We start from the raw sequence: 25,747 nt of genomic DNA, 5'->3' as shown, positions 1-25,747 counted from the left end.
CGCCCCCGCGGGGCCCCGGGGGGGGCCCACCGCCCCCCCCCCACCATCACCCCCCCCCGGGCCGCCGCGCGGGCCGCCCCCGAGGGGGGCCCCCCGGCGGTGAGGGGGTGTGTCCCCCGGGTCCGACCGGGGAGGTCGGCCGGTCAGACCCTGCCGCCGCTGACCGGACGGCGGCGGCGCATCACGTGGACGCCCGCGCCGAGGGCCGCGGCGCCGACGAGGCCCGCGCCGATGGCGGTCTCGGCGGCGGACGGGCCGAGGGAACCGCCGATGCCGCCCTGGGAGGGCCGGCCTTCGAGGATCGTGAAGCGGTGCGTGGCCACGAGGCTGCTGTCGTTGCACTTGACCGACAGCGTGTGGTGGCCCGGGGAGGCGTGGTTGAAGATCCGGACGGTGGCGAAGCCGATCGAACCGGCGGACAGGTTGGCCGGCGGAAAGTTGCCGTGCGACGTGACGGTACCGCCGTGTCCGCAGCCCGACGCGCTCACCTGCATCGTGGCTCCCTGGTGTACGGAGTACGGGTTCACCGAGATGTTGCTCGGGCCGCCACCCCCGCCCTGAGGGGGGTTCGCAGAGGCGAATGGGGCACTGAGGGCGACGACGGCACAGGCCGCCGCCGTCACGGTAAGAGCGCGGAAAGCACGCATGGTGGAACCTCCAGCGGGAAGCGCCCCGGAGCGTCGGCCCCGGATGATCGACGAGAACGCCTCCCACGACGAACCCTCCGGGCGGCCCGCAAGCTCCGCATTTCCGCCTTTGGGCCGCCCGGTTGAGCGACACGCCGACGAGCGGGCCCCGCAACTGACGGATCCGCAGGTCACGACCCGTCAGGCATTTATGTGACGATTACCTGGATGGGCGCACCCCTTCCGGCCCCTTCGGAGCAGCGCCACCCGTTCGCCCCTCCCCTCTCGCCGTCCCGCCGACGCCGCCTTAGCGTGCGTGAAGTAGGGCGTACTGGGGCGGGACACGCACGCGGGTCGGGACCCCCGCGTCGGGAAGGGAGAACGATGGGCGAGGACGAGACCGGGCAGTCACGCAAACGCTCACCGTGGGGCGTGCTCGCCCTGGTCATGCTCAGCGGCCTCGCCATGGTGCGCAACGGTGTGAACATCGACGACGGGCCGCCGCAGCCCACCGCGGCCTCGGCCGTCGCGGTGACGGCCGACCAGTTGCCGGCGAACCCTCCGTCACCACCCGCGGACATGGAGGTGCTGGAGCACTCCTCGGTGCAGCGCATCCGGATCCCCACGATCAACGTGGACGCTCCGGTGATGACCGTCGGCCTGGACGCCGAGGGCTGGATCGACGCCCCGCCGCCGCAGGACCGCAATCTCGCGGGCTGGTACCTCAACGGCATCTCGCCGGGCCAGCGCGGTTCGTCGGTGATCGTGGGCCACGTGGACAACGCGCAGGGCCCGGCGGTCTTCTTCGGCCTGGGGTCGGTCAAGCCGGGCAACCAGATCGAGGTGGAGCGCTACGACGGGCGCACGGCGGTCTTCGAGGTCTACGGCGTGGAGGTGTTCTCCAAGGACGCCTTCCCCGGAGCCCGGGTGTACGGCGACACCGGGCACCCGGAGCTCCGGGTGATCACGTGCGGCGGCGGCTACTCGAAGGCGCGCGGCTACGAGGGCAACGTGGTCGTCTTCGCCCGTATGGTCGAGGCCCGCTGAGGCGGGACCCGGGCGGGCGGACGCGCCTGCGCCCCCGCCCGGGCCCTCACCAGGCCGGGCGGGGGAGCTCCCCGCGCAGTCGCCCCCTCAGCGCGGCTGCGCCGCGGGCAGCACGGGAAGCGTCATCCGGTAGCCCCGCGCGAGCAGTTGGGGCAGGTAGGAACCGATGGCCCGCACGCTCTGGGAGCGGTCGCCGCCCGCGTCGTGGGAGAGGACGACCACGCCGGGTGCGGCGCCCTTGAGGATCCGCGAGACGATCGCGGTCGTGCCCGGCTCGGTCCAGTCCAGGCTGTCCACGGTCCAGGCCAGCGGCTCCATTCCCAGCTCGGCGCCGATCTCGAACGCGGCCCGGTTCCACGCCCCGTACGGCGCCCGGAACCACACCGGCGCCTCCCCCGCGGCCTGGCGCACGACGTCGCTGGTGCGGCCGATCTCGGAGACGAGGGCGGGCCGGCTCAGCTTGGGGATGAGCGGGTGGGTCCAGGTGTGGTTGCCGATGACGTGGCCCTCGGCGACCATCCTGCGCAGCAGGTCCCGGTTCTCGTCTGCCATCTCCCCGCAGACGAAGAACACGGCGCGGACGCCGTACCGGGCGAGGACGTCGAGGATGCCCGGCGTGTAGCGGGGGTCGGGGCCGTCGTCGAAGGTGAGGACCATGGCACCGGCCGTGCTCGGGTCGGTGGGGAGCGACTCGATGGGACGGGTCCGGACGGCCGGTTTCACGGAGGGCGGTCGGGCGGGCGCCTCGGCGGTCATCGGGCGCAGCCGGTACGCCTTCTCGGGCAGCCCCCGGGAAAGCGCGCCGGGTGCTCCGGCGGCGGGGTTCGGCCCCGGCCCGGGCGCGGGTCCGGACCCGGGGGACGGCGTACCGGGCAGGCCCTCGCCGCCCGAGGTGACCAGTCCGGCGGCGGCAGCGACTCCGAGGAAGACGGCGGTACGCAGGAGCACGCGTCGCCCTACTGTCGGCTCGTCATTTTTCATTATTACTACGTATCAACGACACGGCCGCGGATGTCGAGGGGCGCGGAGGCGACCCGTCGCCCTCACCCGCACGGACCAGCCGGGACCACCGCGGAGCGCCGCGCCGAGGTGTCCGGGCTCCGGTCAGCCGCGCCGCACCAGCGGGAACGGGAGGGTCTCGCGGATCGTCAGCCCCGTGAGGAACATGACGAGGCGGTCCACGCCGATGCCGAGACCGCCCGTCGGCGGCATCGCGTACTCCAGGGCGTCGAGGAAGTCGTTGTCGAGTTCCATCGCCTCGGGGTCGCCGCCGGCCGCCAGCAGGGACTGGGCGGTGAGCCGGCGCCGCTGCTCCACCGGGTCGGTCAGCTCGGAGTAGGCGGTGCCCAGTTCGGTGCCGAAGGCGACGAGGTCCCAGCGCTCCGCGAGCCGTGGGTCCTTGCGGTGCTGGCGGGTGAGCGGGGAGACGTCGGTGGGGAAGTCCTTGTAGAAGGTGGGCAGCTTGGTCTTCTCCTCCACCAGCCGCTCGTACATCTCCAGCACCACGTCGCCGCGGGTGTTCTCGGGGGTGTGCGGGACCGACGCCCGGTCGCAGAGCCGGCGCAGGACGTGCTCCCCGGTGTCGGCGTCGACCTCCTCGCCGAGGGCCTCGCTGATCGCCCCGTACATCGTCTTCACCGGCCAGGTGCCGGAGATGTCGTGCACGACGAGCTTGCCGTCCGGGCCCGCCTTGTGCGCGACGGGCGAGCCGAAGGCGGCGGTGGCCGCCCCCTGGATCAGCTCGCGGGTGAGGTCGAGCATGACGTCGTAGTCGGCGAAGGCCTGGTAGGCCTCCAGCATCGTGAACTCGGGGTTGTGCTTGTAGGAGACGCCCTCGTTGCGGAAGGTGCGGCCCATCTCGAAGACCTTCTCCATGCCGCCGACGCAGAGCCGCTTGAGGTACAGCTCGGGTGCGATGCGCAGGTACAGGTCGAGGTCGTAGGCGTTGATGTGGGTGCGGAAGGGGCGGGCGTTGGCGCCGCCGTGGATCTGCTGGAGCATCGGGGTCTCGACCTCCAGGTACCCGCGTTCCAGCAGCCCCTGTCGCAGGGCCTGGACCGCGCTGGAGCGGGCCCGTACGACGTCGCGGGCCTCGGGGCTGGAGACGAGGTCGAGGTAGCGGCGCCGCACCCGGGCCTCGGGGTCGGCGAGACCCTTGCGCTTGTCGGGCAGGGGGCGCAGGCACTTGCCGGTGAGCTGCCAGGAGTCGATCACGAGGGAGAGCTCGCCGCTCCTGCTGGCGCCGACCTCGCCACTGGCGACCACGTGGTCGCCGAAGTCGACCTGGGAGGTGAAGGTGTCCAGCACCTCCCGGCCAGCCTCGTCGCGGGTGAGCATCAGCTGCGCGTCCCCGGACCAGTCGCGCAGGACGGCGAAGACGACGCCGCCGAGGTCCCGTACGAGCATCACGCGTCCGGCGAGGGTGACCTGTTCGCCGGTACGGGTGCCGGGCGGGTATCCGGGGTGGGCGGCCTTGAGCTCGGCGACGGTATGGGTGCGCCCGCGGATGCCCACCGGGTAGGGGTCGGTGCCCGCGGCCCGGATGCGCTCCAGCTTGTCGTGGCGGACGCGCACCTGGTCGGGCAGCCGCTCGGCCGGGGCGGCCCCGGCGTCCTCGCCCACGGCGTCGAGGTTCATGGAGGCGATGGACGGCAGGCCTTCGGTGCTGGCGGGGTTGGTGAGGCCCTTGGGGTGTCCGTTGCCCCACAGGGTGCGCAGGCTGGGTACGGAGACGAAGCCCTCGGCGATGCCGGAGGCGAGGCTGACCCGGGCGAGCGAGCCGGCGTCCTGGTAGCAGAGGAACCGCGGGTACCACTCGGGGCCGTACTTGACGTTCGAGCGGTACAGGGCCTCCAGCTGCCACCAGCGGGAGAAGAACAGCAGCAGCTTGCGCCACAGCTTCAGGACCGGGCCGGCGCCGATCCGTCCGCCCTCCTCGAAGGCCGAGCGGAAGACGGCGAAGTTCAGCGAGATCCGGCGTACACCCAGGGCCGGGGCGGCCGCGCAGAGCTGGGCGACCATGAACTCCATGACCCCGTTGGGAGCGGCGCGGTCGCGGCGCATCAGGTCGAGGGAGATGCCGTCCTTCCCCCAGGGGACGAAGGACAGCAGGGCGATCAGCTCGCCCTGCGCGTCGAAGGCCTCGACGAGGAGGCAGTCGCCGTCGGCGGCGTCGCCGAGCCGGTCCAGGGCCATGGAGAACCCGCGCTCGGTCTCGGTGTCGCGCCAGGTGTCGGCCCGGTCCACGATCATCTGCATCTCGTCCTCGGAGAGGGCGCGGTGGCGGCGGACGACGGTGGTGGCGCCGGTGCGCCGGACCCGGTTGACGGCCTGGCGGGTGACCCGCATGTCGCGGCCGTCGAGGTCGAAGTGGGCGACGTGCAGGATCGCCTCGTCGCCGAGCTGGAGGGCGCCGAGGCCGGAGCGAGCGTACGCGGTGGCCCCGTCCTCGGAGGCTCCCATGACGGCGGGCTGCCAGCCGTGGCGGCGGGCGACGTCCAGCCAGGCGTCGACGGCGGGGGTCCAGGCGGCGGGGTCGCCCACCGGGTCCCCGCTGGCGAGGCAGACGCCGGCCTCGACGCGGTAGGTCACGGCCGCCTTGCCGTTGGGGGCGAAGACGACGGCCTTGTCGCGGCGGGTGGCGAAGTAGCCGAGGGAGTCGGCCCGCCCGTACGCGCCGAGGAGGGCGCGGATGCGGGGCTCCTCGTCGCCGTGCAGGGCGGCGGTGAGGCGCTGGGAGCGGAAGAGGGTGGTGGCGGCGTTCAGCAGGGCGAGGGCGCCGAAGAGGCCGAGGAGGAAGTAGATCGGGCGGGGCGGGCGCCCGTCGAACTGGCGGACGGAGAAGAGCCCGCCGAAGACCTGCTTGGCGGCCCAGTCCAGCCACTGGCCCTTGGGCAGGGTGCCGGGGAAGAGGGCGACGAGGCCCCAGCCGACGAGGACGGCGGCGAGCAGCCCGAGCCCCAGCACGATCATGGCCCGCCACAGGGCGCCGGGCCGGACGGCGGCGTAGAACTCCCGGCGGGCGGCGATCAGCAGCACCAGCCCCGCGACGGCGATGGCCATGGACGGCACGCCGATCCAGTAGTCCCCGTCGGCCATGGCCACCACGTCGGCGAGGATCAGCAGGGCCAGGTAGGTGACGACGATCCACCAGGCGGCCTTCTTGCGGGTGCCCAGGGCGGCGGCGAGGAGGAAGAGGAAGACGGCGTACGCGAGGTTGGCGCTGACCGGGACGACGATCAGGTCGAGGAACCGCACGACGTGCCGCAGCAGCCGCCGCAGCGACGGGGAGAGCGCCAGCAGGGCACACAGCAGGCCGAGCGTCGCGAAGAACGCGCCGAATCCGTCGGGCACCCTGTTCAGGAAGCGGTTCCGGGTTCCGCGCGTCTCCTCCACGGTGGCACTCATGGTTCGCACTGTAGGGAGGGCGGCGCCGGTCCGCGCGGCGAGCCCGCTAGCCTCGGGGCGTGACGGAGCACGTGAACACGGGACCCGTACGCGGGCCTGCTGGGCGCGGCGGAAGAGCTGACGGCGGACGCGGTGGTCGTCGGCGTCTCGGAGCAGGCCGGCCGGGGGCCGGCGGCTCGCGGCGGACGGGCGGCTACTGGCCCGCCTTCAGGCCGTCCTTGGCGGCGCCTCGGCTGAGGACGGCCTCGGTGATGGCGTCCCGGGCGCTCTCGTAGTCGCTCCGGCCGGGGTGCGCCGCCAGGCTCCGGGGGAGGTTGACGACCTTGCCCCCTGGCAGGTCCATCATCTGCGGCACGAACTCGGCCGTGGTGACCTGCCAGCGCTGACCGGGCGCGGCCGGCGGGGCGAAGGTGAAGCGGCCGATCGAGCCGTAGTTTCCGCGCATGTCGCGGGCTCCGGAGTGGTTGAACATCTCGCCGGCGACCTGGTCGCCCATGCCGTAGACGATCCAGGTCCCGTTGACCTTCTCGTAGGGCTGCGGGATGTGCGCGTGCGTGCCGAGGATCATGTCGATGTCCGGGCGGCCGCCGGTCTGCGAGGCCGTCAGGGCCTTCCCGAGCGAGAGCTGCTTCGCGTCCGGCTCGGTCTCCCACTCGGTACCCCAGTGCAGGCTGACCAGGACCACGTCCGCGCCCGCCTTCCGGGCGGCCCGCGCAGCGGTGACGATCTTGTCCTGCTCCATCAGGTTGACCGCCCAGGGCCGGCCCTCGGGCAGCGGGTAGCCGTTGGTGTCGTAGGTGTAAGCGAGGTGCGCGACCTTGGCGGAGCCCGCCTCGTAGAGGGTCGGCGTGGCCGCCTCGGCCGCCGTGCGGGCCGATCCGGCGTGCTGCAGGCCCACCTTGTCGAACCGGTCCAGGGTGCGGCGCAGCCCGTCGGCCCCGTCGTCCAGGGTGTGGTTGGACGCCGTGGAGCAGCCGTCGTACCCGGCGTCCTTGAGCGCGTCGGCGACCGTCGGCGGGGAGACGAAGGCCGGGTAGCCGCTGAACGGGCCCCCTTCTTCGCCGTAGATCGTCTCCATGTGGCACAGGGCCAGGTCGGCTGCCGACACCAGTGGCTTGACCTGGGAGAACATCGGCCTGAAGTCGTAACCGTCGCCGTCCGCGTCGTTCGCGGCCTGCCGGATGACCGAGGTGTGCGGCAGGACGTCCCCGCTCGCGACGAGGGTGAAGCCCCTGGCGGCGGGCGCCCCGGCGGCGCTGGAGTGCGTCGGCCCGGGGGTACCCCCGAGACGGGCGGGTGAGGAGTCCCCCGCGGCCGAGCAGCCGGCGGCGGCCGCCAGGAGGAGGGCCGACAGGAGGGCGACGGTGTGCCGGGTGCGCGTGGTCATCGATCCCCGCTTTCATTAATACGACTATCCGATCACCTGCAATCCACAGAAGGAGACGACACAAGTCAAGGAACGGATCCGTCCGCATGCCCGCACCCACTCCAATGGCGGCGGGTCCACCCCGTCCGGCTGCCGTCCGGCTGCCGTTCGCCGCGCCGTTCGACCGTTCACCGCCCGGCACGGCCGCCCACCGGATCACCCGGGTGCTTGGGCGCACCGCCGGCGCCGGACGGTTCCCGGTCGGCCCGGTGCAGGTCAGGGTGGATGCAACGGCTCTGCACACGTCCCCCGAGCACCCCGGAAGGAGCCCCTCGTGCCGCTCTCCCCCACCCTCCGGCGCACCCATCCCGAAGCCCTCGCCGAACTCCAGCGCGACCACGGGCGAGCCCTGTTCGGTTTCCTGCTCGGCCTCACCGCCGGGGACGCACAGCGCGCCGAGGACCTCGTACAGGAGACGCTCGTACGGGTCTGGCAGCACCCGGAGGCGTTCGCGAGCGGGCACGAGTCGATGCGGCCCTGGCTGTTCACGGTGGCCAGGCGGCTCGCGATCGACGCCCGGCGGGCCCGCCTGTCGCGGCCCCAGGAGGTGGACGCCGAAGACCTGGAGCAGGCCCCCGCCGCCGAGGACGCGGTGGCCGGCTCGGTCACGGCGATCGACGTCCGCCGCGCCGTGGGGTCCCTCGGGCCGGAGCACCGCGCCGTGCTGATGCAGGTGTACTTCCGCGACCGCTCGGTGGCCGAGGCCGCCGCGGAGCTCGGAATCCCCGCCGGAACCGTCAAATCCCGTACGCACTACGCCCTTCGGGCCCTCCGAAAGGACCTCCAGGGGTACGGGTACGGGTACGGCCTCGGCGCCTGACCCGGCGCACACACGGCGACACACGGCGACACGGGCCGACGCGGGCCGACACGCGGCGAAGGAACCGGAAACGCCCCGAAATCCGACCGGACCGGACATGAAACGCATCGAATTCGGCATCAGACCGTGCAAGTTGAGTAAACATGCCCCGCTCCGCGAGCCGCTCGGGGAAGGCTCGGGGCTGACGACGGGACGCTCGACGCGCGGGAGAAGGTGGAACGGTGCAGCCCGAGGGTACGAACGGCACCAGTGACGGCGGGCTAGCGGTGCCCATGGCTTGGCTCTACGCCGAGTACATCGCGGACGAACTGCTGCGCACGGGCCGGCTGATCCCGGTCAGCACCCTGGAGTTCCGTGCCGGGCGCGACACGCTCGCGCTGACGATCTACCTCTCGGACGCGGCCGGCGAGCTCTCCGGAATCCGCGTGGTCTCGCAGCTCGACGAGTGGATGTCGCTGACGGCGTACGGGCACCCCTGGCGCGACTGGGTCCACACCAGGTTCCTCACCCTGGGCGAGGAGGCCCGCGACCGCGGTCGCGGCGAGGACCCGGACCTGGAGCTGGCCCGGGCGGCATGGCGCTGGCTGGAACGCACCGAGCTGTTCGCCACCAACCTCGACCCCGGCCGGCCCGACCGGGGGGACATCCCGCCGGAGCTGGACGAGAACGCCCGGATCTGGACCCCGGCCTGGCAACTCGGTCTCCCTTTGGGCCACTTGGCCATGCACCTGTTCTGAGCCCGGACGGCTCCGTGCGCACCTCCCGCCGGTCCACTGACGGGAGGTGTCAGGGAAGCAGCCCTAGCCTGCGGGCCATGAACGTCATCGTCGAACTCCGGCAGTACACCCTCCACCCGGGCGCCCGGGACACCTTGGTCGACCTCTTCGAGCGGGAATTCGTCACCGGGCAGGAAGCGGCCGGCATCACCGTGGGCGGCCGGTTCCGGGACCTGGACGACCCGGACCGCTTCGTCTGGCTCCGCAGCTTCCCGGACATGGCCCAACGGGCACGCGCGCTGCGCGCCTTCTACGACGGCCCCGTCTGGCAGGCCCACCGCGACACGGCCAACGCGACGTTGATCGACTCGGACGACGTGCTCCTGCTGCGCGGACCGGGCTTCGCCGCCCCGGACACCACCGGACCCGTCACGGCAACCATCTGCCACCCCCTGGACCCGACCGGCTTCGCCGACCACGTCGAGCGGCACCTGTGCCCCGCTCTCGCCACCGCCGGAACCCCCGCACAGGCGGTACACCGCACCGAGCACGCGGAGAACACCTTCCGCGCACTGCCGGTCCGGACCGGCGAGGACGTCCTGCTCTGGTTCACGACGGGGCGGGCACCGCGCCTGCCGGACCTCTCGCCCCACCTGAGGTCCGCTCCACGACAACTCCGCCTGCAGCCAGTACGGGAGAGCCGGCCCTGACTCCGCCCCCGTGCGCGTCGTCACCGGCGGGATCACGGTCCGGATGGTGCCCGCGCGCCCAACCCCTCAGGGGCGGCGTCGCGGGAGCGGGGCTTGTGCCGGGTCCGTCACCAGGCCGGTGAAGTCGGCCTCGTTCCGTTCGGCGCGGCTGACGTACCAGCGGGCGATCAGCCACATCGCCGGATACACCAGCAGGCCGAGCGCCGCCCAGACCAGCGGCCCGGACACGGCGTGCGGCAGGAGGAACACCAGCGGAAGCGTCCCCACCAGCACCGTCAGCGCGGCCAGTGCCCCCAGCCCGGCACGCAACTGGCTCCGCATCAGGGCCCGTACGTAGGTGGCGCCGAGGGTGGTCTGCTCGGAGATCTCGGAGCGGGCCGGGGTGTGCGCGGGGGCCCGGCGCCGGGCCCCCCGGGGCACGCCGGTGACGGTCTCCCGCCGGGGCGGCGGCTGCTGCTCCTCGGCCATGGTCGTGGAGTCTACGCAGCGCCCGGCTATTTGAGGAGGCGCGAGAGCCGCCGGTCGGCGAGGGGCTTCCCGCCGGTCTGGCAGGTGGGACAGTACTGGAGCGAGGAGTCCGCGAACGAGACCGAGCGGACGGTGTCCCCGCACACCGGACAGGGCTCCCCGGCCCGCCCGTGCACCCGCATCCCGCTCTTCTTCTCCGCCTTGAGGTTCCCGGCCGCCACCCCGTGCGCCCGTTCCACGGCCTCGTGCAGGGTGTCCTCGACGGCCTCGTGGAGCCGGCCGGCCTGCTCCGCGTCGAAGGACGCGGCCAGCTTGAACGGCGAGACCCGGGCCCGGTGCAGGATCTCGTCGCTGTAGGCGTTGCCGATGCCGGCGATGACGCTCTGGTCCCGCAGGACGCCCTTGATCTGACGCCGTTCCCCGGCGAGCAGCGCGGTGAAGGCCTCCCGGGTGAAGGACGCGGCGAGCGGGTCGGGGCCGAGCCGGGCGATGCCGGGCACGTCCCCGGGCTCGCGCACGACGTACACCGCGAGGCGCTTCTGGGTCCCGGCTTCGGTGAGGTCGAAGCCGCTGCCGCCCTCCAGTGCGACGCGCAGCGCGAGCGGCCCCTTGCCGGGGCGCGGCGGCTGCGCGGGCAGGGCGTCCTGCCAGCGCAGCCAGCCGGCCCGCGCCAGGTGCGTCACGAGGTACAGCTCGCCGATCCGCACGGCCAGGAATTTGCCGTACCGGGCGGTGGCGCCGGCCGTTCCGCCCTCCAGGGCGGTGAGCGGCGGGTCGTACGTCTTGAGCACGCTCACGGCCAGCGGGAGGACGCGCTCGACCACCCGCCCGGTGAGGTGCGCGTCGAGGAACTCCCGCAGGGCCTCGACCTCAGGCAGCTCAGGCATCCCCCCAGCCTGCCGCCGACTCGGGCGAAGCGCGACTGGACACCGGTCCGGCGGAGCCGAGGCGGTCGCGGGGGACGGTGAGCCGGCCGGGGGCCACGGCCGCCGCGAAGGCCCGGAACGCCCCCGTCCGGGTCGGGCGGTCCCGCCGTCCCCTTCGCCGGCGGCGGGATCGGCCGCGGCGACGTCCCGGGCGACCTCCGCCTCGGGCGGCGAGCAGCGCGGCGGCCTCGGCGTGCCGCTCCTCGTCCTCCAGGGCGGAGACGAGAGCCGCTCGTATCAGGCGACCGCCACGGCGTACTGGCGCACGGGGATGCCCGCGAGCAGGTCTACGGTCATGCGGCCCATGCTGCCAGGCCTCCTCTTCCGTAGCCCGCCGGCCCGGCAGGCGCTGTCCCAGCCGCCCGTCATGTCACATCGCGAACTCGCACCACACGCACTTGCCGCTCCCCCTCGACTCCACGCCCCACACGTCCGCCAGCCGGTCCACCAGCATCAGTCCCCGCCCCGACACCCCCGCCTCCCCCGCCTCGCGCCGCCGCGGCAGCGCGCTGGAGCGGTCCTCCACCTCCACCCGCAGCCGGCGCTGCGGACCGTGCAGCACGCGCAGGGTCACGATCGCCGGGCCGTCCGTGTGCATCAGGGCGTTCACGATCAGCTCGTCCGCGACGAGTTCGATCTCGTCGGCCCGTTCCCGCGCGCCCCACGCCCGCACCGCCGCTCCGATCATGTGCCGCGCGGCCACCAGGGCCTCCGGGTCTCCCGGGGCCACGTGCTGCTGGAGGCGGCCGCCGCTCTGCGGGGTGTCCGCGACGTCGCGGCGCAGCAGCAGGAGCGCCATGTCGTCGGCCCCGCCTCGCTCGTCGACGACCCCGCACAGCAGGTCCGCGAGGAGCCGCAGGTCGGCGGGGCCGCTGCGGACCAGCGAGGTGAGCAGCCGGATCCCGTCGTCGAGGTCCGCGCCGGGCTCCTCCACCAGGCCGTCCGTGCACAACAGGATCATTTCTCCCGGTTCGAGTTCCACCGTGGTGACCGGGTACTCCGGCCGGCCGAACTCCGCCGACAGGCCGAGCGGCATCCCGCCGGCCACCCGGACCCGGCGGCAGTCCCCGTCCCGGGTGCGCAGCAGCGGGTCGATGTGTCCGGCACGGACCGTCTGGAGGACACCGGTGGCGAGGTCGGCCTCCACGTAGGTGCAGGTGGCGAAGCGGTCGGTGTCGAGTTCGTGCAGGAAGACCGAGGCCCGGGCCATCACGGTGGCCGGTGCGTGCCCCTCGGCGGCGTAGGCCCGCAGGACGATGCGCAGCTGCCCCATCACCGCCGCCGCGTGGGTGTCGTGGCCCTGGACGTCGCCGATGACCGCGCCGACCCGGCCGCCGGGCAGCTGGATGACGTCGTACCAGTCCCCGCCGATGTCCTGGCCCATCCGGGCGGAGCGGTAGCGGACCTCGATCTCGGCGCCGGGCACGGACGGGATGCGGCGGGGCAGCATGGCCTGCTGGAGGCCCTCCGCCAGGTCGTGTTCCTGCTCCAGCAGCATGGCCCGCTGGAGGCTCTGCGCGATGCTGCTGCCCAGCGCGACGAGCAGGTTCCGCTCGTCCTGGGTGAAGCCGTCCTTGTCCTGGTAGAGCAGGCCGATGGCGCCGATCGGGCGGGCCTGGGCGATCAGCGGCAGGTAGGCGGCCGCCGAGATCCGCATGTACGAGATCTTCGCCCAGAGGTCGGGGAAGTCCTCGGCGAACTCCTGCGCGGAGTCCAGGAAGCGCGGTTGCAGCGAGCGGACGACCTCGCTCATCGGGTACTGCTCGTCGATGCGGGTGTAGCGGGTTCCGGGGACGAAGCTGCCGTCCGGGCCCTCGGCCACGAGGTGGATGCGGCCGGCCTCGACCAGCCCCATGACCATGCCCATCGAGCCGAGCCGCTCCAGGCCGTGGGCGTCGCCGAGCGCGTCGATGACGTCCTTCACCGTCCGGGCGTGGGCGAGCGCGGCGGTGGTGCTCTCGACCACCGAGGTCTGCCGGCGGCGCTCCTCGTCGAGCCCGAGGCGCTCCGCGGAGTGGCTGAGCTCCTCGGTGGCGTCGCGGACGATGCCGATGATCCGGAACGCGCGCCCGTCCGGGCCGCGCATGACGCGGCCCTGCGTGTGGGTCCAGCGCAGGGTCCCGTCGCGGCAGCGTATGCGGAAGTAGGCGCCGTAGTTCTCGACCCCGCTGTTCAGGGCGTTGGAGACGAGGGCGTCGAGCCGGGTCGCCTCGGCGGGCGGGACCCGCGCGGCGAGCGACGCGGGCCGGCCGTCGTACTCGTCGGCGGCCGTGTCGAAGACGTCGAGGGCGGCAGCGTCAAGGTGCATGAGCCCTGCGGCCAGGTCCCAGTCGAAGCTGCCCATGCGGTTCAGCTGGAGCGACCGGTCCGGGTGTGCGGGCCAGTCGTCCGGCAGCGATACGGTGGTCGGCACCGATCCACCATGACACACGGGCCGGTCAGGCGCTCTCCAGCGAGAAGCCGGGGTCCGGGGGCGACTGCTGCTCGTCCGGGACGGCGTACGGGTCGGGGTCCGCGTACGGATCGGCGTACGGATCGGCCGGACCGGACGGGTCCGCGTACGGGTCGGACGGGTCCGCGTACGGGTCGCTCGGCGCCGGCGCCGAGCCGTCGGGCTCCAGCGGCGGGGTGGCCGGGGCGTCCGACGGCGGCCGCTGCGGCGGGGCGACCGGGTTCGACGGCGGCTTCGGGTGAGGGTTCGGCTTCGCGTTCGGGTCCGCGTCCGGGTGGGGGCTCGCCTGCCGGCTCGGTGGGCAGTCGGTCACCCCGGGCGTCGGGTCCCCGGGCGCAGCGGGGCCCTCGGGCGCGTCGGGCGGTGGCGCGGCGGCGTCGGGCGGGGTGGGGGGCGCGGTACGGGCCAGGCTGTTGGAGACGGGACTCGGGCAGGGGTCGCCCGGGCCGGTGGGGGTGGCGGGCCCGTCGGGGATGCCGTCGGCCGGGTCGTAGGGCGGTGGCGTCCGGGGCGTCCGGTCCTGGGCGCCGTCGTCGCCGGACTTGCGCTCGATCCAGGTGTTGTCGGCGATGTTGACGATCACCAGGTTGTTGATCACCTGGATGGTGGGCTCGATGACGACGACCTGGTTGGGCTGGTAGCCGTCCCACCGGTCGCCCTTGTGCACCGGGGACCCCTTGCCGGCGCGCGGGGCGAGCAGGGGGTTCCCGCAGGCGCAGCGGACGCGGGGCACGCCGTGGTCGTCGACGAGCACGGCGGAACCGGCCTGGAGGACGGACTGGAAGCTGTCGGCGCGGCCCGCGCGGAAGCCGTGGCTGGTGACCCGGGTGTCGGCGCGGAGCACGACGGGGGTGAGGCCCCGCAGGAAGTCGGGGATCTCGGCCTGCCCGACGCCGGAGGCCTCGGCGAAGGCGCGGGCCTTGGCGTTGTCGGCGGTGAGGAAGGTGACCTGCTGTTCGACGTCGCAGCTGCCGAGGCGCTGGGTTCCGCCGTACAGGCCGGGGGTGGCCGCGTTGACGGTGCGGATGCCCCGCCCGGTCGGGTTGGGCACCGGGGCCTGGACGGGTGCGGACTCGCGGGTGGCGGAGGAGGCGGTGAAGGGGTCGGAGCCCGCCGCGCCGACGGGCTGGAGGTAGAGCTCCTGGCTCTCCGCCCCCGCCCGGCCCACGGGCTCCTCGGAACCGCCGCAGGCGGCGGCGAACAGTCCGAGGACCGCGAAGAGGGCGGCCCCCGCGGGCGCGTGACGACGCGGCGCCTGACGAGGTGTCGGAGGTTTCGGTGCGTGCACGTGCGTCTCCCTTTTCGCCCCGGTTGCTGCCTCTTGTCTGCCGTATCCGCGGGAGCCCCGCAACCGGAGCGGCGCGGTCGGCGGCCGGCCGGAGTACGACCGCGCACGGAAGGACCACCGGGGGCCACCCGGGACGGGCCGGTACCGGCCCCGCCGGACCTCCCCCTCTTCTTGAACATGTTCCAGGAACCTCGTAAGCTTTCGATCGCGAGTTGAACACGTTCAAGACCTTCGGCCGCACCTCGGGGGAGTCCGCCGTGACCGTACTGGTGAGCACCGCCCGACCCGGCCGAGGTCGCCGTCTCCACCGCCCTCGCCCCGCCGGCGGTCGCCGCGCTCGTCGCCGGGCTGGTCTGCCGGACCCTGCGCACCGGGTCGGCGGCGGGCCCGGCGCGCTGGACCGCGTACGACGTCCCGGCGGGCACCCTGCTCGTGCTCGCCCGGCCACATCGTCGCCGACCGGTCCGAGCTCGCCGGAGCGGTGGTGCTGACCGGCGGGAGCCTGGCGCCGACTGACCGCAGACCGACAGGAGATGACCCCATGACCCGCCTCATCAGCGCCGGCCGCGAGACCGTCACCTACCCCGACCGGGGTGCCACGGCCCGGCAGCCCCTGCCCGCCGGGTACCGCCACCTGCGCCACCGCACCCGGGTCGGCCACGGGCAGGCCGCCTTCGAGGCCGCCGGGACCGCGGTCACCACCTTCCTCGCGCACCGGGCCACGGGCATGACGGTACGGTCCGAGGCGGCCGCCGCCCTCCCCGGCGCCCGCGTCGAGGTCGGGATCGGCTTCGGGCCGCTGCGGGTGACCGCTCCGTGCCGGGTGATCTGGACGGCGTACGAGCCCACCCGGGTCGGCTTCGCCTACGGCACCCTGGACGGCCATCCCGCGTGCGGGGAGGAGTCCTTCCTGGTGGAGCGGGACCCCGGGGGCGGCGTCTGGTTCACCGTGACCGCCTTCAGCCGGCCGGCGCGCTGGTACACGCGCCTCGCCGGACCGGTGCTCCCCTTCCTCCAGCTGCGCTACGCCCGCCGGCTCGGCCGCCGCGTCCGCACGCTGGCAGCCTCGGCCTGACCGGGCCGATACTGGAGGGGATGGACTGGTTCACCGCGCCCGGATACTGGCCGGCCCGGCTGGTCTTCCAGCGGGCCCTCGCCGGCGTCTACCTCTTCGCCTTCGTCGGGGCCGCCCTGCAGTTCCGGGCCCTGATCGGGGCCCGGGGCATGCTGCCCGTGCCGCGCCACGTGCGGCGCGTGCCCTTCCGGCGCGCCCCGAGCCTGTTCCAACTCCGCTACTCCGACCGGCTCTTCGCCTGCTCCGCGTGGGCCGGTGCGGCGCTCGCGGCCGCGCTGGCCGCGGGCGCCGGCGACCGGGTTCCGCTGGGGGCGGCGATGGGGATGTGGGCGGCGCTGTGGGCGCTGTACCTGTCGATCGTGAACGTGGGGCAGACCTGGTACGCATTCGGCTGGGAGTCGCTGCTGCTGGAGACGGGCTTCCTCGCCGTCTTCCTCGGCAACGCGCGGACCGGGCCGCCGGTGCTGGTCCTGTGGCTGCTGTGGTGGGTGCTCTTCCGCGTGGAGTTCGGAGCCGGTCTGATCAAGATGCGCGGGGACCCCTGCTGGCGCCGGCTGATCTGCCTGTACTTCCACCACGAGACGCAGCCGATGCCGGGACCGCTCAGCTGGTTCTTCCACCATCTGCCGAAGCCGCTGCACCGGGTGGAGTGCGCCGCCAACCACGTGACCCAACTGGCGCTGCCGGTTATGCTGTTCGCACCCCAGCCGGTGGCCTCGTACGCCGCCGCGGCGATGATCGCGACGCAGCTCTGGCTGGTCCTGTCGGGGAACTTCGCCTGGCTGAACTGGCTGACGATCACGCTCGCCCTGTCGGCCGTCGACTTCACCGCCCTCACGGGCGCCCCGCCGGCTGCCGCCTCGCGCCCGCCGCCGCTCTGGTTCGCGGTCCTGGTCTGCGCGGTGACCGTGCTGGTGCTGGTGCTCAGCCGGCATCCGGTACGCAACATGGTCTCGCGCCGCCAGGTGATGAACCGCTCCTTCGACCCGCTGCACCTCGTGAACACCTACGGGGCCTTCGGCTCGGTGGGCCGGGTCCGGGATGAGGTGGTGGTGGAGGGCACCGCGGACCGGGTGCCGCGCCACGACGGGGCCTGGCTGGAGTACGGATTCAAGGGCAAGCCGGGGCGGCCGCGCAGGCTGCCGCGGCAGTTCGCCCCGTACCACCTGCGCCTGGACTGGCTGATGTGGTTCGCGGCGCTCTCCCCCGGCTACGCGCGGGACTGGTTCGGGCCCTTCACCGAGCGGCTGCTGGCGGGCGACCGGGACACGCTGCGCCTGCTCGGCCACAACCCCTTCCCGGACGCCCCGCCCGTCTACGTGCGCGCCCTGGTGTACCGCTACCGGTTCACGACCTGGCGGGAGCTCCGCGAGACGGGGGCCTGGTGGCACCGGACGCTGGTGCGCGAGTACCTGCCGCCGACCCGCCTGGCGGACGCCGCCGCGTCAGAGCCCGAGTAGCGCGGCCTCCCGGTCCGCGCCTATGCCCGGGGCCGGCCGGTCGGGGCGCTGCGGGGGTGTCCCGCCGATCTCCTGGAGCCAGGCCCAGGTGTCGGCCACGGTCTCCTCGACCGGGCGGCACACGAGTCCCGCCGCGAGGGCCTTCGCCACGCTGCCGCCGTGCATGAAGTCGTGCCCCTCGCCCGCGGGCGCCCAGACGGGGAGGTCGGTCCAGGGCTGCACCCCGGCCTCCTGGATGCGGTCCGGATCGGTCCAGCGCAGGTCGGCGCGGCCGCCGGTGACTGCCGCGCACGCGTCGAGGAGGCTGCCCATCGTGGCGTGCCCGACCGGGGAGACCAGGTTGTACGCCCCGGAGCGGCCGGCCACCGAGGCGTCCAGGGTCCAGCGCGCCAGGTCGCGTACGTCGATGTACTGGATCGGGAGCTCGCGCGGACCGGGGGCGAGCACGGGCCCGCCGCGCGCGGTGCGGTTCAGCCACCAGGGCAGCCGGCCGACGTTCTCGTACGGGCCGAGGATCAGCCCGGCGCGCACCAGGAGGGCCCGGTCGCCGAAGGCGTCGAGGGCGGCGAGCTCGGCGCCCCGCTTGTCCTCGGCGTAGGCGGTGGCCGCGGCGTCGGGCGAGCCCCCGACCAGCGGGCCGGTCTCGTCGAGCCCGGCCGGGGCCGGGTAGGCGTACACGGAGCGGCTGGAGAGATAGGAGTACCGCCCGACCCGCTCGCGCAGCAGGGCGGCGCTGTCGCGGACCGCGGTGGGGGCGCCGCCCCAGGTGTCGACGACGAGGTCCCACTCCCCCGCGGCGAGCCCGTCCAGGCCGCCGGGGGCGGTGCGGTCGCCGTGCACCGCGGTGGCGCCGCAAGGGGGCGCGTGGTGGCCGCGGTGGAAGACGGTCACCTCCCAGCCCCGCTCCAGGGCGTCCTCGGTGATCGCGCGTCCGACGAATTCGGTACCACCCAGCATCAGCAGTTTCATGGGTCCAGCGTGCCCGGGCCGGACGGAGCGGCGGAAGCCGTGATCGCTGACAGCGATGACGCTCCCGGCGTACGCGGAACGGGAACTCCCGGGCGCCGCCGGTCGGTCGGTCGCGGTCCGCGGATACGGACAGGGCTGATCCGGACAAGGCGGCGCCCCCGGCGCGGGTTCACGCGGGGGCGCTCGCTGCGGCTTCGCTCCGGACTAGTCGATGCCGCGCAGGATGTGCGACTCCGCCGGGTCGTCCTCGTAGCCCGCCAGTCGGATCGGGGCCGACAGGGCCCAGACCTCGAGGCTGCCGAGCTCGTCGGTGCGGGTGCTGGCCCGCCATCCCGTTCGCTCCAGGACCATCGGTTCGGGTTGCGTCGTCTCTGTCACCGCGCACTCCTTTGTGTCGCGTAACCCGGCATGCGGACCGCGCGCCGGGCAAGGGATAAAGGGTTTCCGGACGCGGTGGCGCCTTGGTGGAGCGCGGCCCGGGTGGGGGCCGACTTGATGCCCCTCAGAGTACACATATGAGCGGACCCCCGCTCGATGGAAAGGCAAAATCCGCTCCTTCCTCTGGTTTTCGCCCCGAGTTCGTGAAGTCGTGGGCCGATCGGCCCATGGCGGGTGGTGTGCTCGACGCCGGATTCCCGCGGAGCGACGGAGGGAGTGGCGGTGGCCAGGTCCGGGGTGCCGGAGTCCCAACTGCCGTACGTCACCACCGTGCAGGAGCTGATGGATCTCCTCCACGCCTGTCGCGGCGGGGACCCGGCTCGTCTGCTCGAGCATGCGCTCCGCACGGCGGCGCTGCTGCGCAGATCGCGCCCTTTCGACAAAGAACTCCAGATCGCAGGCCTTGTTCATGGTCTGGACCTCTTGCTCCGTCCGGGTGAGGACGGACGTCCCGCGGGGCTCGCGGCGGAAGCCGTACGCGCGTTGCTGGGCGAGCGGGTGGCCCGGCTGGTACGGCTGCACGCGCACCCCGGGAGGGCCGGGAGCGCGGCTGGGAGCGGCGGGAGCGCGGACGGCGACACCGCGGCGGCCCTCGGACAGGCCTGCGGCGCGGCCGGGGCGGCCTTCCTGGACGCGGGCGTGCCGGAGGACTGGCGGCCGGTGCTGGAACTGGTCGCGGCCGGGGCTTACCGCCAGGACCACGCGGACCACCGGGGCCCCGCGGATCATCGGATCGCCGCGGACCACCGGATCGCCGCGCGCCGGGCGCACGGATGAGCGGGCACGCGATCGCCCCCCTCGGCGGGCCGAGGGGGGCGATCGGGAACGCGCGGGGCGGGGCCGGGGCCTACCAGTTCGCGGGGGCGTAGTCCTTCAGGAAGACGCCGAACAGGTCCTCGCCGAGCTCGCCGCGGACGATCGGGTCGTAGACCCGGGCCGCGCCGTCGACGAGGTCGAGCGGGGCGTGGAAGCCCTCCTCGGCCAGGCGGATCTTGTCCGGGTGCGGGCGCTCGTCGGTGATCCAGCCGGTGTCGACGGCGGTCATCAGGATCTGGTCCTTCTGGAACATCTCCTGGGCGCTGGTGCGCGTCAGCATGTTCAGCGCGGCCTTGGCCATGTTGGTGTGCGGGTGGCCGGCGCCCTTGTAGCCGCGGCTGAACACGCCCTCCATCGCGGAGACGTTGACCACGTAGCGGCGTCCGGCCTCGGCCGCGGCCATGGACGGGCGCAGCTTGCTGATCAGGATGAACGGCGCGGTGGAGTTGCACAGCTGTACTTCGAGGAGCTCGATCGGGTCCACCTCGGACACCGTCTGGATCCAGCTGTTGGTGTCGTGCAGGTCCGGGACCAGTCCGCCCGCGTCGATGGCGGTGCCGGCCGCGATCCGCTCCAGCGAGGCGGAGCCGGAGACCAGGGCCAGCTCGGTGATGTCCTGGGCGCTGAGCTTCTCGCCCTTGCCGGTGGGCAGGGCCGCGACCCGGTCGACGGTGCCGCTGCCGAAGGTGCCGATGACCTCGGAGGCGGGCAGCTCGCCGGCCGGGAGCGGGGCGTTCTCGGCGGCGACGAGCTCGCTGTAGGCGCCCGGGGAGCGGCGTACGGTCTGCGCGGCGTTGTTGATCAGGATGTCGAGCGGGCCCTCGGCGGCGACGGAGTCGGCGAGCGCGACGACCTGGGCCGGGTCGCGCAGGTCGATGCCGACGATCTTCAGGCGGTGCAGCCACTCGGAGCTGTCGGGCATCGCCTTGAAGCGGCGGACCGCGTCGTTCGGGAAGCGCGTGGTGATGGTGGTGTGCGCGCCGTCGCGCAGCAGGCGCAGCGCGATGTACATGCCGATCTTGGCGCGGCCGCCGGTGAGCAGCGCGCGGCGGCCGGTCAGGTCGGTGCGGGCGTCGCGGCGCGCGTGGTTGAACGCGGCACAGTCCTGGCAGAGCTGGTGGTAGAACGCGTCGACCTCGACGTAGCGGGTCTTGCAGACGTAGCAGGAGCGCGGGCGCTGGAGTATCCCGGCGATCGGGCCCTTGGCGGCGGCGGTCAGGGCGTTGCCCTGGGTCTCGTCGTCGATGCGTTCGGCGGAGCCGGTCGCGGTCGCCTCGGTGACGGCCTTGTCGTTGGCGGTCTTGGCGGCGCGGCGGTCCTGGCGGCGGCGCTGCTTGACCGTCCGGTAGAGACCCGCGGTCGCGCGGCGTACGGTGATGGCGTCGGGGTGGTCGACGTCGAGCTTGTCCAGCTCGTCCAGCACGCTGAGGCAGAGAGCCAGCCGCTCGGGGTCGATGCCCGGTCCGTAGGCGTGCCCGTAGTCCTGACTGTCTTCGGTCACCGTCATGGCCGCTGTCGTTCCTTGCTCACTCGTCCGCATCCGCGCGCTGCGGAAGTCCCCAAAGGGGAAACTGTACGGACGCCACGCGCCCGGAGACAAACCCGGTCCCGCACGCCTCACGCACCGCGAGCGGCCCGTCACCGCGCGGAGGGTTTCGTGACGCTCCGTGTCCCCGCGCGCGGACACCCGTTCGCCCGCGGTTGCGGTGGCCGAGGGCCGGGCGCGGCCTCCGTCGGTACTCCCGTACTACGCCCGGAGTATGACTCGTGACCCCCTGTGGGGTGAGGAATAGCACCGTCGGGTCGGGCATTGTGGAGTTCATGAGTGCACTGGGGCTGTCGGTCCTGCTCTGCCTCGTGTCCGCCCTGGCGTACGCGGGCGGCGCGATCGTGCAGGAACGGGTCGCGGCGAGCACGCCGGACCACGGCGCGTACGCGCCGCTGCTCCACGGCGCGTGGTGGATCGCGGTGGGGCTCAACGGCCTCGGCGCGCTGCTGCACGTGGTGGCGCTCGCGTACGGGCCGCTGAGCCTGGTCCAGCCGCTCGGCGCGCTCACCATCGTCTTCGCCCTGCCGATGGCGGCGGTATTCGTGCGGCGCCGCGCGGGTGCCGCGGCCTGGCGCGGGGCGGTGCTGGCCACCGTCGGCCTGGTCGGGCTCCTGGCGCTGACCGGCGGGGACGGCCGGTCGGGGCAGTCCCTCGCGGGCGGCGAGCGCGGCCTGCTGCTGGCGGTGACCGGGGCGGCGGCGGCCGCGCTGGTCCTTTCGGCGCACCGGATGCACCGGGCGGTGCTGCGCAGCGTGCTGCTGGCGGCGGCCGCCGGTACGGCCTTCGGCATGGCCTCGGTGTTCACCAAGTCGGTGGCGGAGTCCTTCGCCCCGGGGGCCCTGGTCGCGCTGTGGCCCGACCTCACCGCGGTCGCCGTGCTGGCGGGCGGTGGTCTGCTGCTGTCGCAGGCCGCCTACCGGGGCGCGGGGCTGACCGCGCCGCTGGCCACCGTGACCGTGGTCAACCCGGTGGTGGCGGCCGCGGTCGGCATCTCCCTGTTCGACGAGGGATTCCGGTACGGGGCCGCGGGCACGGCCGCCGCGCTGGCCAGTGCCGCCGTCGCGGCGGCCGGCCTGGTCCTGCTCACGGCCGTGCCGCCGCACGTGCGCGGGTCAGATGCGGACCCCGTGGCCCCGGAGGTACTTGAGGGGGTCGATGTCGGAGCCGTAGCCCTCTCCCGTGCGCATCTCGAAGTGCAGGTGGGGGCCGCTGCTGTTGCCGGTCGACCCGGAGCGCCCGATGCGCTGGCCGCCGGACACCTGCTGGCCGGCCTTCACGCCGAGCGCCGAGAGGTGGGCGTACTGGGAGTACCGGCCGTCGGTGTGCCGGATGACGACCTGGTACCCGTAGGCCCCGGCCCAGCCGGCGGAGACGACGTGCCCCGGCCCGACGGATTTGACGGTGGTGCCGGTGGACACCGGGAAGTCGATGCCGGTGTGGTAGCCGCTGGACCAGGAGGATCCCGCGACGCGGTACGCGGTGCCGAGGGCGGCGTCGACGGGCGCGGAGTAGCCCCCCGACGCCGTTTGCTGCTGCGGTGAGGGGGCTTGCGCCGCAGGCTTCGGCGCGGGCGCCACGGCCGGCTTCTCGGCCGCCTTCCGGGCCGGCTTCTCGGCCGGTTTCTCGACGGGCTTCTCGGCCGTCTTGGGCGCCTGCTTCTCGGCGGGCTTCTGAGCCGCCGGTTCCACGGGCTTGACCGGTTCGGCCGTGCGCGGCGGCTTCTCGGGGTTCTGCGCGGGGGGCGCGGTCGTGACGCGCAGCGTGAGGCGCTGGCCGGGGAAGATCAGGTCCGGATCGGCGCCCACGGTGGCCCGGTTCGTCTCGTACAGGCCCTGCCAACCGCCTTCGACCCGCTGGCGGGTGGCGATCGCCGAGAGGGAGTCCCCTTGGGCGACGACGTAGGGGTTCGGCAGGACCGGGGCCCCTGACCCGCCGGACGCGGCGGTCTGCGCCGCCGGGGTCTGCGCCGCGGGCGCCTTGGCCTGCTGCGCCGGGGCCTTCACCCCCTGGCCCCGGGTGTCGCGCGCGGACGCCGACACCGGCGCGGACGCGGGTGCCTTCGGTGTGACGGCGGCCGCCGGACTGCTGCGGCTGAGTCCGGCCGTCTTGCCGCAGTGGGGCCAGGCCTGCGGGCCCTGACCCTTGAGCACCTTCTCCGCGACCGCGATCTGCTGGTCCTTGGTGGCCAGGTCGGCGCGGGGGGCGTAGGCGGTGCCGCCGAAGGCCCGCCAGGTGCTCTGGCTGAACTGGAGGCCGCCGTAGTAGCCGTTGCCCGTGTTGACGGCCCAGTTGTTGGTGGACTCGCAGGTGGCGACCTTGTTCCAGGTGTCCACCGATGCGGCCTGGGCGACTCCGGCGCCCATGAGAGGGAGCGCTATCCCGGCGCCACCGGCGGTGACGGCGAGCGAGGCCCGGTTGATGCTGCTCGGCTGGTACCGGCGGTGCCGGCCCCGTACACCCATGCGAGCCCCCAGTGAAGACATCAGGAACCGCACAACCTAACGTCACGGCCTGATTGTGGCAAGAGGCGCAACGGGGCGCTCTCCAGGGGGAATTGACCGAGTCTCACCCGGTACGTGATCACGATCCGACCGGGTCGATGTAGCGTCGGTGCTCCCCGCACATCGAAGCACGCAGGAGCGCGTCATGAGCACCAGCACAGCCCAGATCGGCGTCACCGGCCTCGCGGTCATGGGCAGCAACCTCGCCCGCAACTTCGCCCGCAACGGATTCACCGTCGCCGTCCACAACCGCACCACCGCGAAGACCACGGCCCTCGTGGAGGAGTTCGGGCACGAGGGCTCCTTCGTGGCGGCCACCTCGGCGAAGGAGTTCGTCGACGCGCTGGAGCGCCCCCGGCGCCTCGTCATCATGGTGAAGGCCGGGGAGCCGACCGACGCCGTGATCCGGGAGTTCGCCCCGCTCCTGGAGGAGGGCGACGTCGTGATCGACGGCGGCAACGCGCACTTCGAGGACACCCGGCGCCGGGAGAAGGAGCTGCGCGAGCAGGGCATCCACTTCGTGGGCGTGGGCATCTCGGGCGGCGAGGAGGGCGCGCTGCTCGGCCCGAGCATCATGCCGGGCGGTTCGAAGGAGTCGTACGAGTCCCTCGGCCCGCTGCTGGAGAAGATCGCCGCGAAGGCCGCCGACGGCACGCCGTGCACCTCGCACATCGGGCCGGACGGCGCCGGGCACTTCGTGAAGATGGTGCACAACGGCATCGAGTACGCCGACATGCAGCTGATCGCCGAGGCCTACCACCTGCTGCGGGAGGTCGCCGGCTACTCCCCCGCGAAGATCGCGGAGACCTTCCGGGAGTGGAACCGCGGGCGCCTGGACTCGTACCTGATCGAGATCACCGCGGAGGTGCTCGCGCACACGGACGCCGCCACCGGCCGTCCTTTCGTCGACGTCGTGGCGGACGCCGCCGAGCAGAAGGGCACCGGCCGCTGGACCGTGCAGATCGCCCTGGACCTGGGCGTACCGGTGTCGGGGATCGCGGAGGCGGTCTTCGCCCGCGCCGTCTCGGGCCACGCCGACCTGCGCGAGGCCGCCCGCGGGCTCGGCGGGCCGGTCGCCGCCCCGCTGGCGCCCGCGGAGGCCGACGCCTTCGCCGGCCAGGTGGAGGAGGCCCTGTACGCCTCGAAGATCGTCTCGTACACCCAGGGCTTCCACCAGATCCAGGCCGGCAGCGTTGAGTACGACTGGGGCGTGGACCCGGGCGCGGTGGCCTCGTTGTGGCGCGGCGGCTGCATCATCCGGGCGGCGTTCCTGGACCGCATCCGCGCCGCCTACGACACCCGGCCCGACCTGCCGAGCCTGCTGGCGGACGCGGACTTCGCCGACGAGATCGGGGCGGCCCAGGACGGCTGGCGGTCGGTGATCGTCGCGGCGGTGCGCCAGGGCATCCCCGTGCCCGCCTTCTCCGCGTCGCTGGCGTACTACGACGCGCTGCGCGCCGAGCGCCTGCCGGCGGCCCTCACCCAGGGGCAGCGGGACTTCTTCGGGGCGCACACCTACCGGCGCACCGACCGCGAGGGCTCGTTCCACACGCTCTGGAGCGGCGACCGCTCCGAGGTCGGCCCGGCCTGACGCACGGCCCGGGTCACGGCCCGGTGTGCGGCCCTGTGTACGGGCCCCCGCGCGGCGGCCGGTCGGGCCGGCGCGCGGGGCTCAGCCCAGGGGGCCGGGCTGCGGGATCGGCGCGGGTCCCGGCGGCGGCGGCACCGGGTCCGGCTCGGGCACGGGGCCGGGTACCGGCGGCGCGGGCCGCGGGACGGGCGCGGGGTCCGGGAAGGGGGTCGGTCCCGGGGCCGGGTCGGGACCGGGTCCGGGGACGGGCGGCTGGGTCTGCTCTACGTTTCGCACCATGTGTCCCACCTTCCCCCGAACGCGGCGCGTACGCCTCCGGCGTCCGGGGCACGGCGTCGTGCGGGTGACGGTCGCGGGGGGGGGGGGGCCCCCCCCCCCCCCCCGCCGGCCGCGTGGGTGTGCCCAAGCTGACAGGGCCCGGCCGGGCCCGCGAACCGGGGGGGGGCAGGTGTCCACACGGCA

Annotated in this window: 21 protein-coding genes and 2 pseudogenes; 10 read left to right on the top strand and 13 right to left on the bottom strand. The window is 73.8% G+C overall.

Annotation, left to right across the window (positions count from 1 at the left end; genetic code table 11):
• Nucleotides 1–143 precede the first annotated feature (143 nt).
• Nucleotides 144–647, bottom strand: coding sequence for a hypothetical protein (locus ACFWTC_RS24110; RefSeq protein WP_383930119.1), 504 nt, complete (start codon nt 645–647; stop codon nt 144–146).
• Nucleotides 648–1,010: 363 nt separating this feature from the next.
• On the opposite strand from ACFWTC_RS24110, the gene ACFWTC_RS24105 reads away from it, so the two are divergent.
• Nucleotides 1,011–1,673 (top strand): class F sortase, encoded by a 663-nt coding sequence (locus tag ACFWTC_RS24105; RefSeq protein WP_383930121.1) that lies wholly within the window; start codon nt 1,011–1,013, stop codon nt 1,671–1,673.
• 87 nt (nt 1,674–1,760) lie between these two features.
• Here ACFWTC_RS24105 and ACFWTC_RS24100 read toward each other — a convergent pair whose 3' ends face one another.
• Nucleotides 1,761–2,654: a polysaccharide deacetylase family protein gene (locus ACFWTC_RS24100; RefSeq protein WP_384028388.1), complete on the bottom strand. Its 894-nt coding sequence runs from the start codon at nt 2,652–2,654 to the stop codon at nt 1,761–1,763.
• Nucleotides 2,655–2,777: 123 nt separating this feature from the next.
• The gene (gene lysX, locus ACFWTC_RS24095; RefSeq protein WP_383930126.1) at nt 2,778–6,080 is read right to left on the bottom strand and encodes a bifunctional lysylphosphatidylglycerol synthetase/lysine--tRNA ligase LysX; all 3,303 of its coding nucleotides are present in this window, start codon (nt 6,078–6,080) and stop codon (nt 2,778–2,780) included.
• An 81-nt stretch (nt 6,081–6,161) separates the two neighbouring features.
• On the opposite strand from lysX, the pseudogene ACFWTC_RS24090 reads away from it, so the two are divergent.
• Nucleotides 6,162–6,242, top strand: a pseudogene (locus ACFWTC_RS24090) (universal stress protein); the annotation flags it as partial.
• A 31-nt stretch (nt 6,243–6,273) separates the two neighbouring features.
• Here the strand turns inward: ACFWTC_RS24090 and ACFWTC_RS24085 are convergent.
• Nucleotides 6,274–7,467, bottom strand: a complete 1,194-nt coding sequence (locus tag ACFWTC_RS24085; RefSeq protein ID WP_383930129.1) for a CapA family protein — start codon at nt 7,465–7,467, stop codon at nt 6,274–6,276.
• A 313-nt stretch (nt 7,468–7,780) separates the two neighbouring features.
• On the opposite strand from ACFWTC_RS24085, the gene ACFWTC_RS24080 reads away from it, so the two are divergent.
• The 3 genes from ACFWTC_RS24080 (at nt 7,781) to ACFWTC_RS24070 (ending at nt 9,752) form a co-directional block, all read left to right on the top strand.
• On the top strand, nt 7,781–8,326 hold the full coding sequence (locus ACFWTC_RS24080; protein WP_383930131.1) for a sigma-70 family RNA polymerase sigma factor: 546 nt from the start codon (nt 7,781–7,783) through the stop codon (nt 8,324–8,326).
• A 272-nt stretch (nt 8,327–8,598) separates the two neighbouring features.
• Entirely contained in the window at nt 8,599–9,063 is a 465-nt protein-coding gene (locus ACFWTC_RS24075; RefSeq protein ID WP_383930167.1) for a hypothetical protein, read from the top strand.
• A 77-nt stretch (nt 9,064–9,140) separates the two neighbouring features.
• The gene (locus ACFWTC_RS24070) at nt 9,141–9,752 is read left to right on the top strand and encodes an NIPSNAP family protein (protein ID WP_383930135.1); all 612 of its coding nucleotides are present in this window, start codon (nt 9,141–9,143) and stop codon (nt 9,750–9,752) included.
• Nucleotides 9,753–9,818: 66 nt separating this feature from the next.
• Here the strand turns inward: ACFWTC_RS24070 and ACFWTC_RS24065 are convergent, their stop codons facing one another.
• The 4 genes from ACFWTC_RS24065 to ACFWTC_RS24050 form a co-directional block, all read right to left on the bottom strand.
• The gene (locus tag ACFWTC_RS24065) at nt 9,819–10,220 is read right to left on the bottom strand and encodes a hypothetical protein (RefSeq protein ID WP_383930137.1); all 402 of its coding nucleotides are present in this window, start codon (nt 10,218–10,220) and stop codon (nt 9,819–9,821) included.
• Nucleotides 10,221–10,246: 26 nt separating this feature from the next.
• On the bottom strand, nt 10,247–11,107 hold the full coding sequence (locus ACFWTC_RS24060; protein WP_384028386.1) for an Fpg/Nei family DNA glycosylase: 861 nt from the start codon (nt 11,105–11,107) through the stop codon (nt 10,247–10,249).
• A gap of 409 nt (nt 11,108–11,516) precedes the next feature.
• Nucleotides 11,517–13,577, bottom strand: coding sequence for a SpoIIE family protein phosphatase (locus ACFWTC_RS24055; protein WP_383930142.1), 2,061 nt, complete (start codon nt 13,575–13,577; stop codon nt 11,517–11,519).
• Nucleotides 13,578–13,584: 7 nt separating this feature from the next.
• Nucleotides 13,585–14,886, bottom strand: a complete 1,302-nt coding sequence (locus ACFWTC_RS24050) for a DUF6777 domain-containing protein (protein ID WP_383930144.1) — start codon at nt 14,884–14,886, stop codon at nt 13,585–13,587.
• 541 nt (nt 14,887–15,427) lie between these two features.
• On the opposite strand from ACFWTC_RS24050, the gene ACFWTC_RS24045 reads away from it, so the two are divergent.
• Nucleotides 15,428–15,961, top strand: a complete 534-nt coding sequence (locus ACFWTC_RS24045; protein ID WP_383930147.1) for a DUF1990 family protein — start codon at nt 15,428–15,430, stop codon at nt 15,959–15,961.
• Nucleotides 15,962–15,981: 20 nt separating this feature from the next.
• Complete coding sequence (locus tag ACFWTC_RS24040; RefSeq protein ID WP_384028384.1) at nt 15,982–17,421, top strand: lipase maturation factor family protein; 1,440 nt, start codon at nt 15,982–15,984, stop codon at nt 17,419–17,421.
• On the opposite strand, the gene ACFWTC_RS24035 is transcribed toward ACFWTC_RS24040, so the two are convergent.
• Nucleotides 17,407–18,390, bottom strand: a complete 984-nt coding sequence (locus tag ACFWTC_RS24035; RefSeq protein ID WP_383930153.1) for an NAD-dependent epimerase/dehydratase family protein — start codon at nt 18,388–18,390, stop codon at nt 17,407–17,409. The two genes, ACFWTC_RS24040 and ACFWTC_RS24035, sit on opposite strands and share 15 nt — an antisense overlap.
• 204 nt (nt 18,391–18,594) lie before the next feature.
• Nucleotides 18,595–18,768: a hypothetical protein gene (locus ACFWTC_RS24030; RefSeq protein WP_267722238.1), complete on the bottom strand. Its 174-nt coding sequence runs from the start codon at nt 18,766–18,768 to the stop codon at nt 18,595–18,597.
• Nucleotides 18,769–19,050: 282 nt separating this feature from the next.
• On the opposite strand from ACFWTC_RS24030, the gene ACFWTC_RS24025 reads away from it, so the two are divergent.
• A complete protein-coding gene (locus tag ACFWTC_RS24025; RefSeq protein WP_383930156.1) occupies nt 19,051–19,605 on the top strand; it encodes a metal-dependent phosphohydrolase in 555 nt (184 codons plus the stop codon).
• 70 nt (nt 19,606–19,675) lie between these two features.
• On the opposite strand, the gene ACFWTC_RS24020 is transcribed toward ACFWTC_RS24025, so the two are convergent.
• The gene (locus tag ACFWTC_RS24020; protein ID WP_383930158.1) at nt 19,676–21,151 is read right to left on the bottom strand and encodes an SDR family NAD(P)-dependent oxidoreductase; all 1,476 of its coding nucleotides are present in this window, start codon (nt 21,149–21,151) and stop codon (nt 19,676–19,678) included.
• A 314-nt stretch (nt 21,152–21,465) separates the two neighbouring features.
• On the opposite strand from ACFWTC_RS24020, the pseudogene ACFWTC_RS24015 reads away from it, so the two are divergent.
• A pseudogene (locus tag ACFWTC_RS24015) lies at nt 21,466–22,209 on the top strand (DMT family transporter); the annotation flags it as partial.
• A 96-nt stretch (nt 22,210–22,305) separates the two neighbouring features.
• Here the strand turns inward: ACFWTC_RS24015 and ACFWTC_RS24010 are convergent.
• A complete protein-coding gene (locus ACFWTC_RS24010; protein WP_384028383.1) occupies nt 22,306–23,655 on the bottom strand; it encodes a transglycosylase family protein in 1,350 nt (449 codons plus the stop codon).
• A 184-nt stretch (nt 23,656–23,839) separates the two neighbouring features.
• On the opposite strand from ACFWTC_RS24010, the gene gndA reads away from it, so the two are divergent.
• On the top strand, nt 23,840–25,285 hold the full coding sequence (gene gndA, locus ACFWTC_RS24005) for an NADP-dependent phosphogluconate dehydrogenase (protein WP_383930164.1): 1,446 nt from the start codon (nt 23,840–23,842) through the stop codon (nt 25,283–25,285).
• Between the two features lie 81 nt (nt 25,286–25,366).
• Here the strand turns inward: gndA and ACFWTC_RS24000 are convergent, their stop codons facing one another.
• Nucleotides 25,367–25,564 carry a hypothetical protein gene (locus tag ACFWTC_RS24000; RefSeq protein ID WP_384074538.1) on the bottom strand — a complete coding sequence of 66 codons (198 nt, stop codon included), beginning with the start codon at nt 25,562–25,564 and terminating at the stop codon, nt 25,367–25,369.
• Nucleotides 25,565–25,747: the final 183 nt, after the last annotated feature.

It is taken from the genome of Streptomyces sp. NPDC058619 (assembly GCF_042717785.1).
In the GTDB taxonomy this organism is placed as follows: domain Bacteria; phylum Actinomycetota; class Actinomycetes; order Streptomycetales; family Streptomycetaceae; genus Streptomyces.
The sequence above is the reverse complement of the archived record's forward strand: the minus strand, read 5'-3'. Positions and strand labels throughout refer to the sequence as shown.

Excerpts from the sequence above, each read along its gene's own strand:
- ACFWTC_RS24040 (WP_384028384.1), top strand. The coding sequence starts at position 15,982 with ATGGACTGGTTCACCGCGCCCGGATACTGGCCGGCCCGGCTGGTCTTC.
- ACFWTC_RS24105 (WP_383930121.1), top strand. The coding sequence starts at position 1,011 with ATGGGCGAGGACGAGACCGGGCAGTCACGCAAACGCTCACCGTGGGGC.
- ACFWTC_RS24020 (WP_383930158.1), bottom strand. The coding sequence starts at position 21,151 with ATGACGGTGACCGAAGACAGTCAGGACTACGGGCACGCCTACGGACCG.
- lysX (WP_383930126.1), bottom strand. The coding sequence starts at position 6,080 with ATGAGTGCCACCGTGGAGGAGACGCGCGGAACCCGGAACCGCTTCCTG.
- ACFWTC_RS24045 (WP_383930147.1), top strand. The coding sequence starts at position 15,428 with ATGACCCGCCTCATCAGCGCCGGCCGCGAGACCGTCACCTACCCCGAC.
- ACFWTC_RS24035 (WP_383930153.1), bottom strand. The coding sequence starts at position 18,390 with ATGAAACTGCTGATGCTGGGTGGTACCGAATTCGTCGGACGCGCGATC.
- ACFWTC_RS24075 (WP_383930167.1), top strand. The coding sequence starts at position 8,599 with ATGGCTTGGCTCTACGCCGAGTACATCGCGGACGAACTGCTGCGCACG.
- ACFWTC_RS24000 (WP_384074538.1), bottom strand. The coding sequence starts at position 25,564 with ATGGTGCGAAACGTAGAGCAGACCCAGCCGCCCGTCCCCGGACCCGGT.
- ACFWTC_RS24110 (WP_383930119.1), bottom strand. The coding sequence starts at position 647 with ATGCGTGCTTTCCGCGCTCTTACCGTGACGGCGGCGGCCTGTGCCGTC.
- ACFWTC_RS24065 (WP_383930137.1), bottom strand. The coding sequence starts at position 10,220 with ATGGCCGAGGAGCAGCAGCCGCCGCCCCGGCGGGAGACCGTCACCGGC.
- ACFWTC_RS24070 (WP_383930135.1), top strand. The coding sequence starts at position 9,141 with ATGAACGTCATCGTCGAACTCCGGCAGTACACCCTCCACCCGGGCGCC.
- gndA (WP_383930164.1), top strand. The coding sequence starts at position 23,840 with ATGAGCACCAGCACAGCCCAGATCGGCGTCACCGGCCTCGCGGTCATG.
- ACFWTC_RS24100 (WP_384028388.1), bottom strand. The coding sequence starts at position 2,654 with ATGAAAAATGACGAGCCGACAGTAGGGCGACGCGTGCTCCTGCGTACC.
- ACFWTC_RS24085 (WP_383930129.1), bottom strand. The coding sequence starts at position 7,467 with ATGACCACGCGCACCCGGCACACCGTCGCCCTCCTGTCGGCCCTCCTC.
- ACFWTC_RS24060 (WP_384028386.1), bottom strand. The coding sequence starts at position 11,107 with ATGCCTGAGCTGCCTGAGGTCGAGGCCCTGCGGGAGTTCCTCGACGCG.
- ACFWTC_RS24010 (WP_384028383.1), bottom strand. The coding sequence starts at position 23,655 with ATGGGTGTACGGGGCCGGCACCGCCGGTACCAGCCGAGCAGCATCAAC.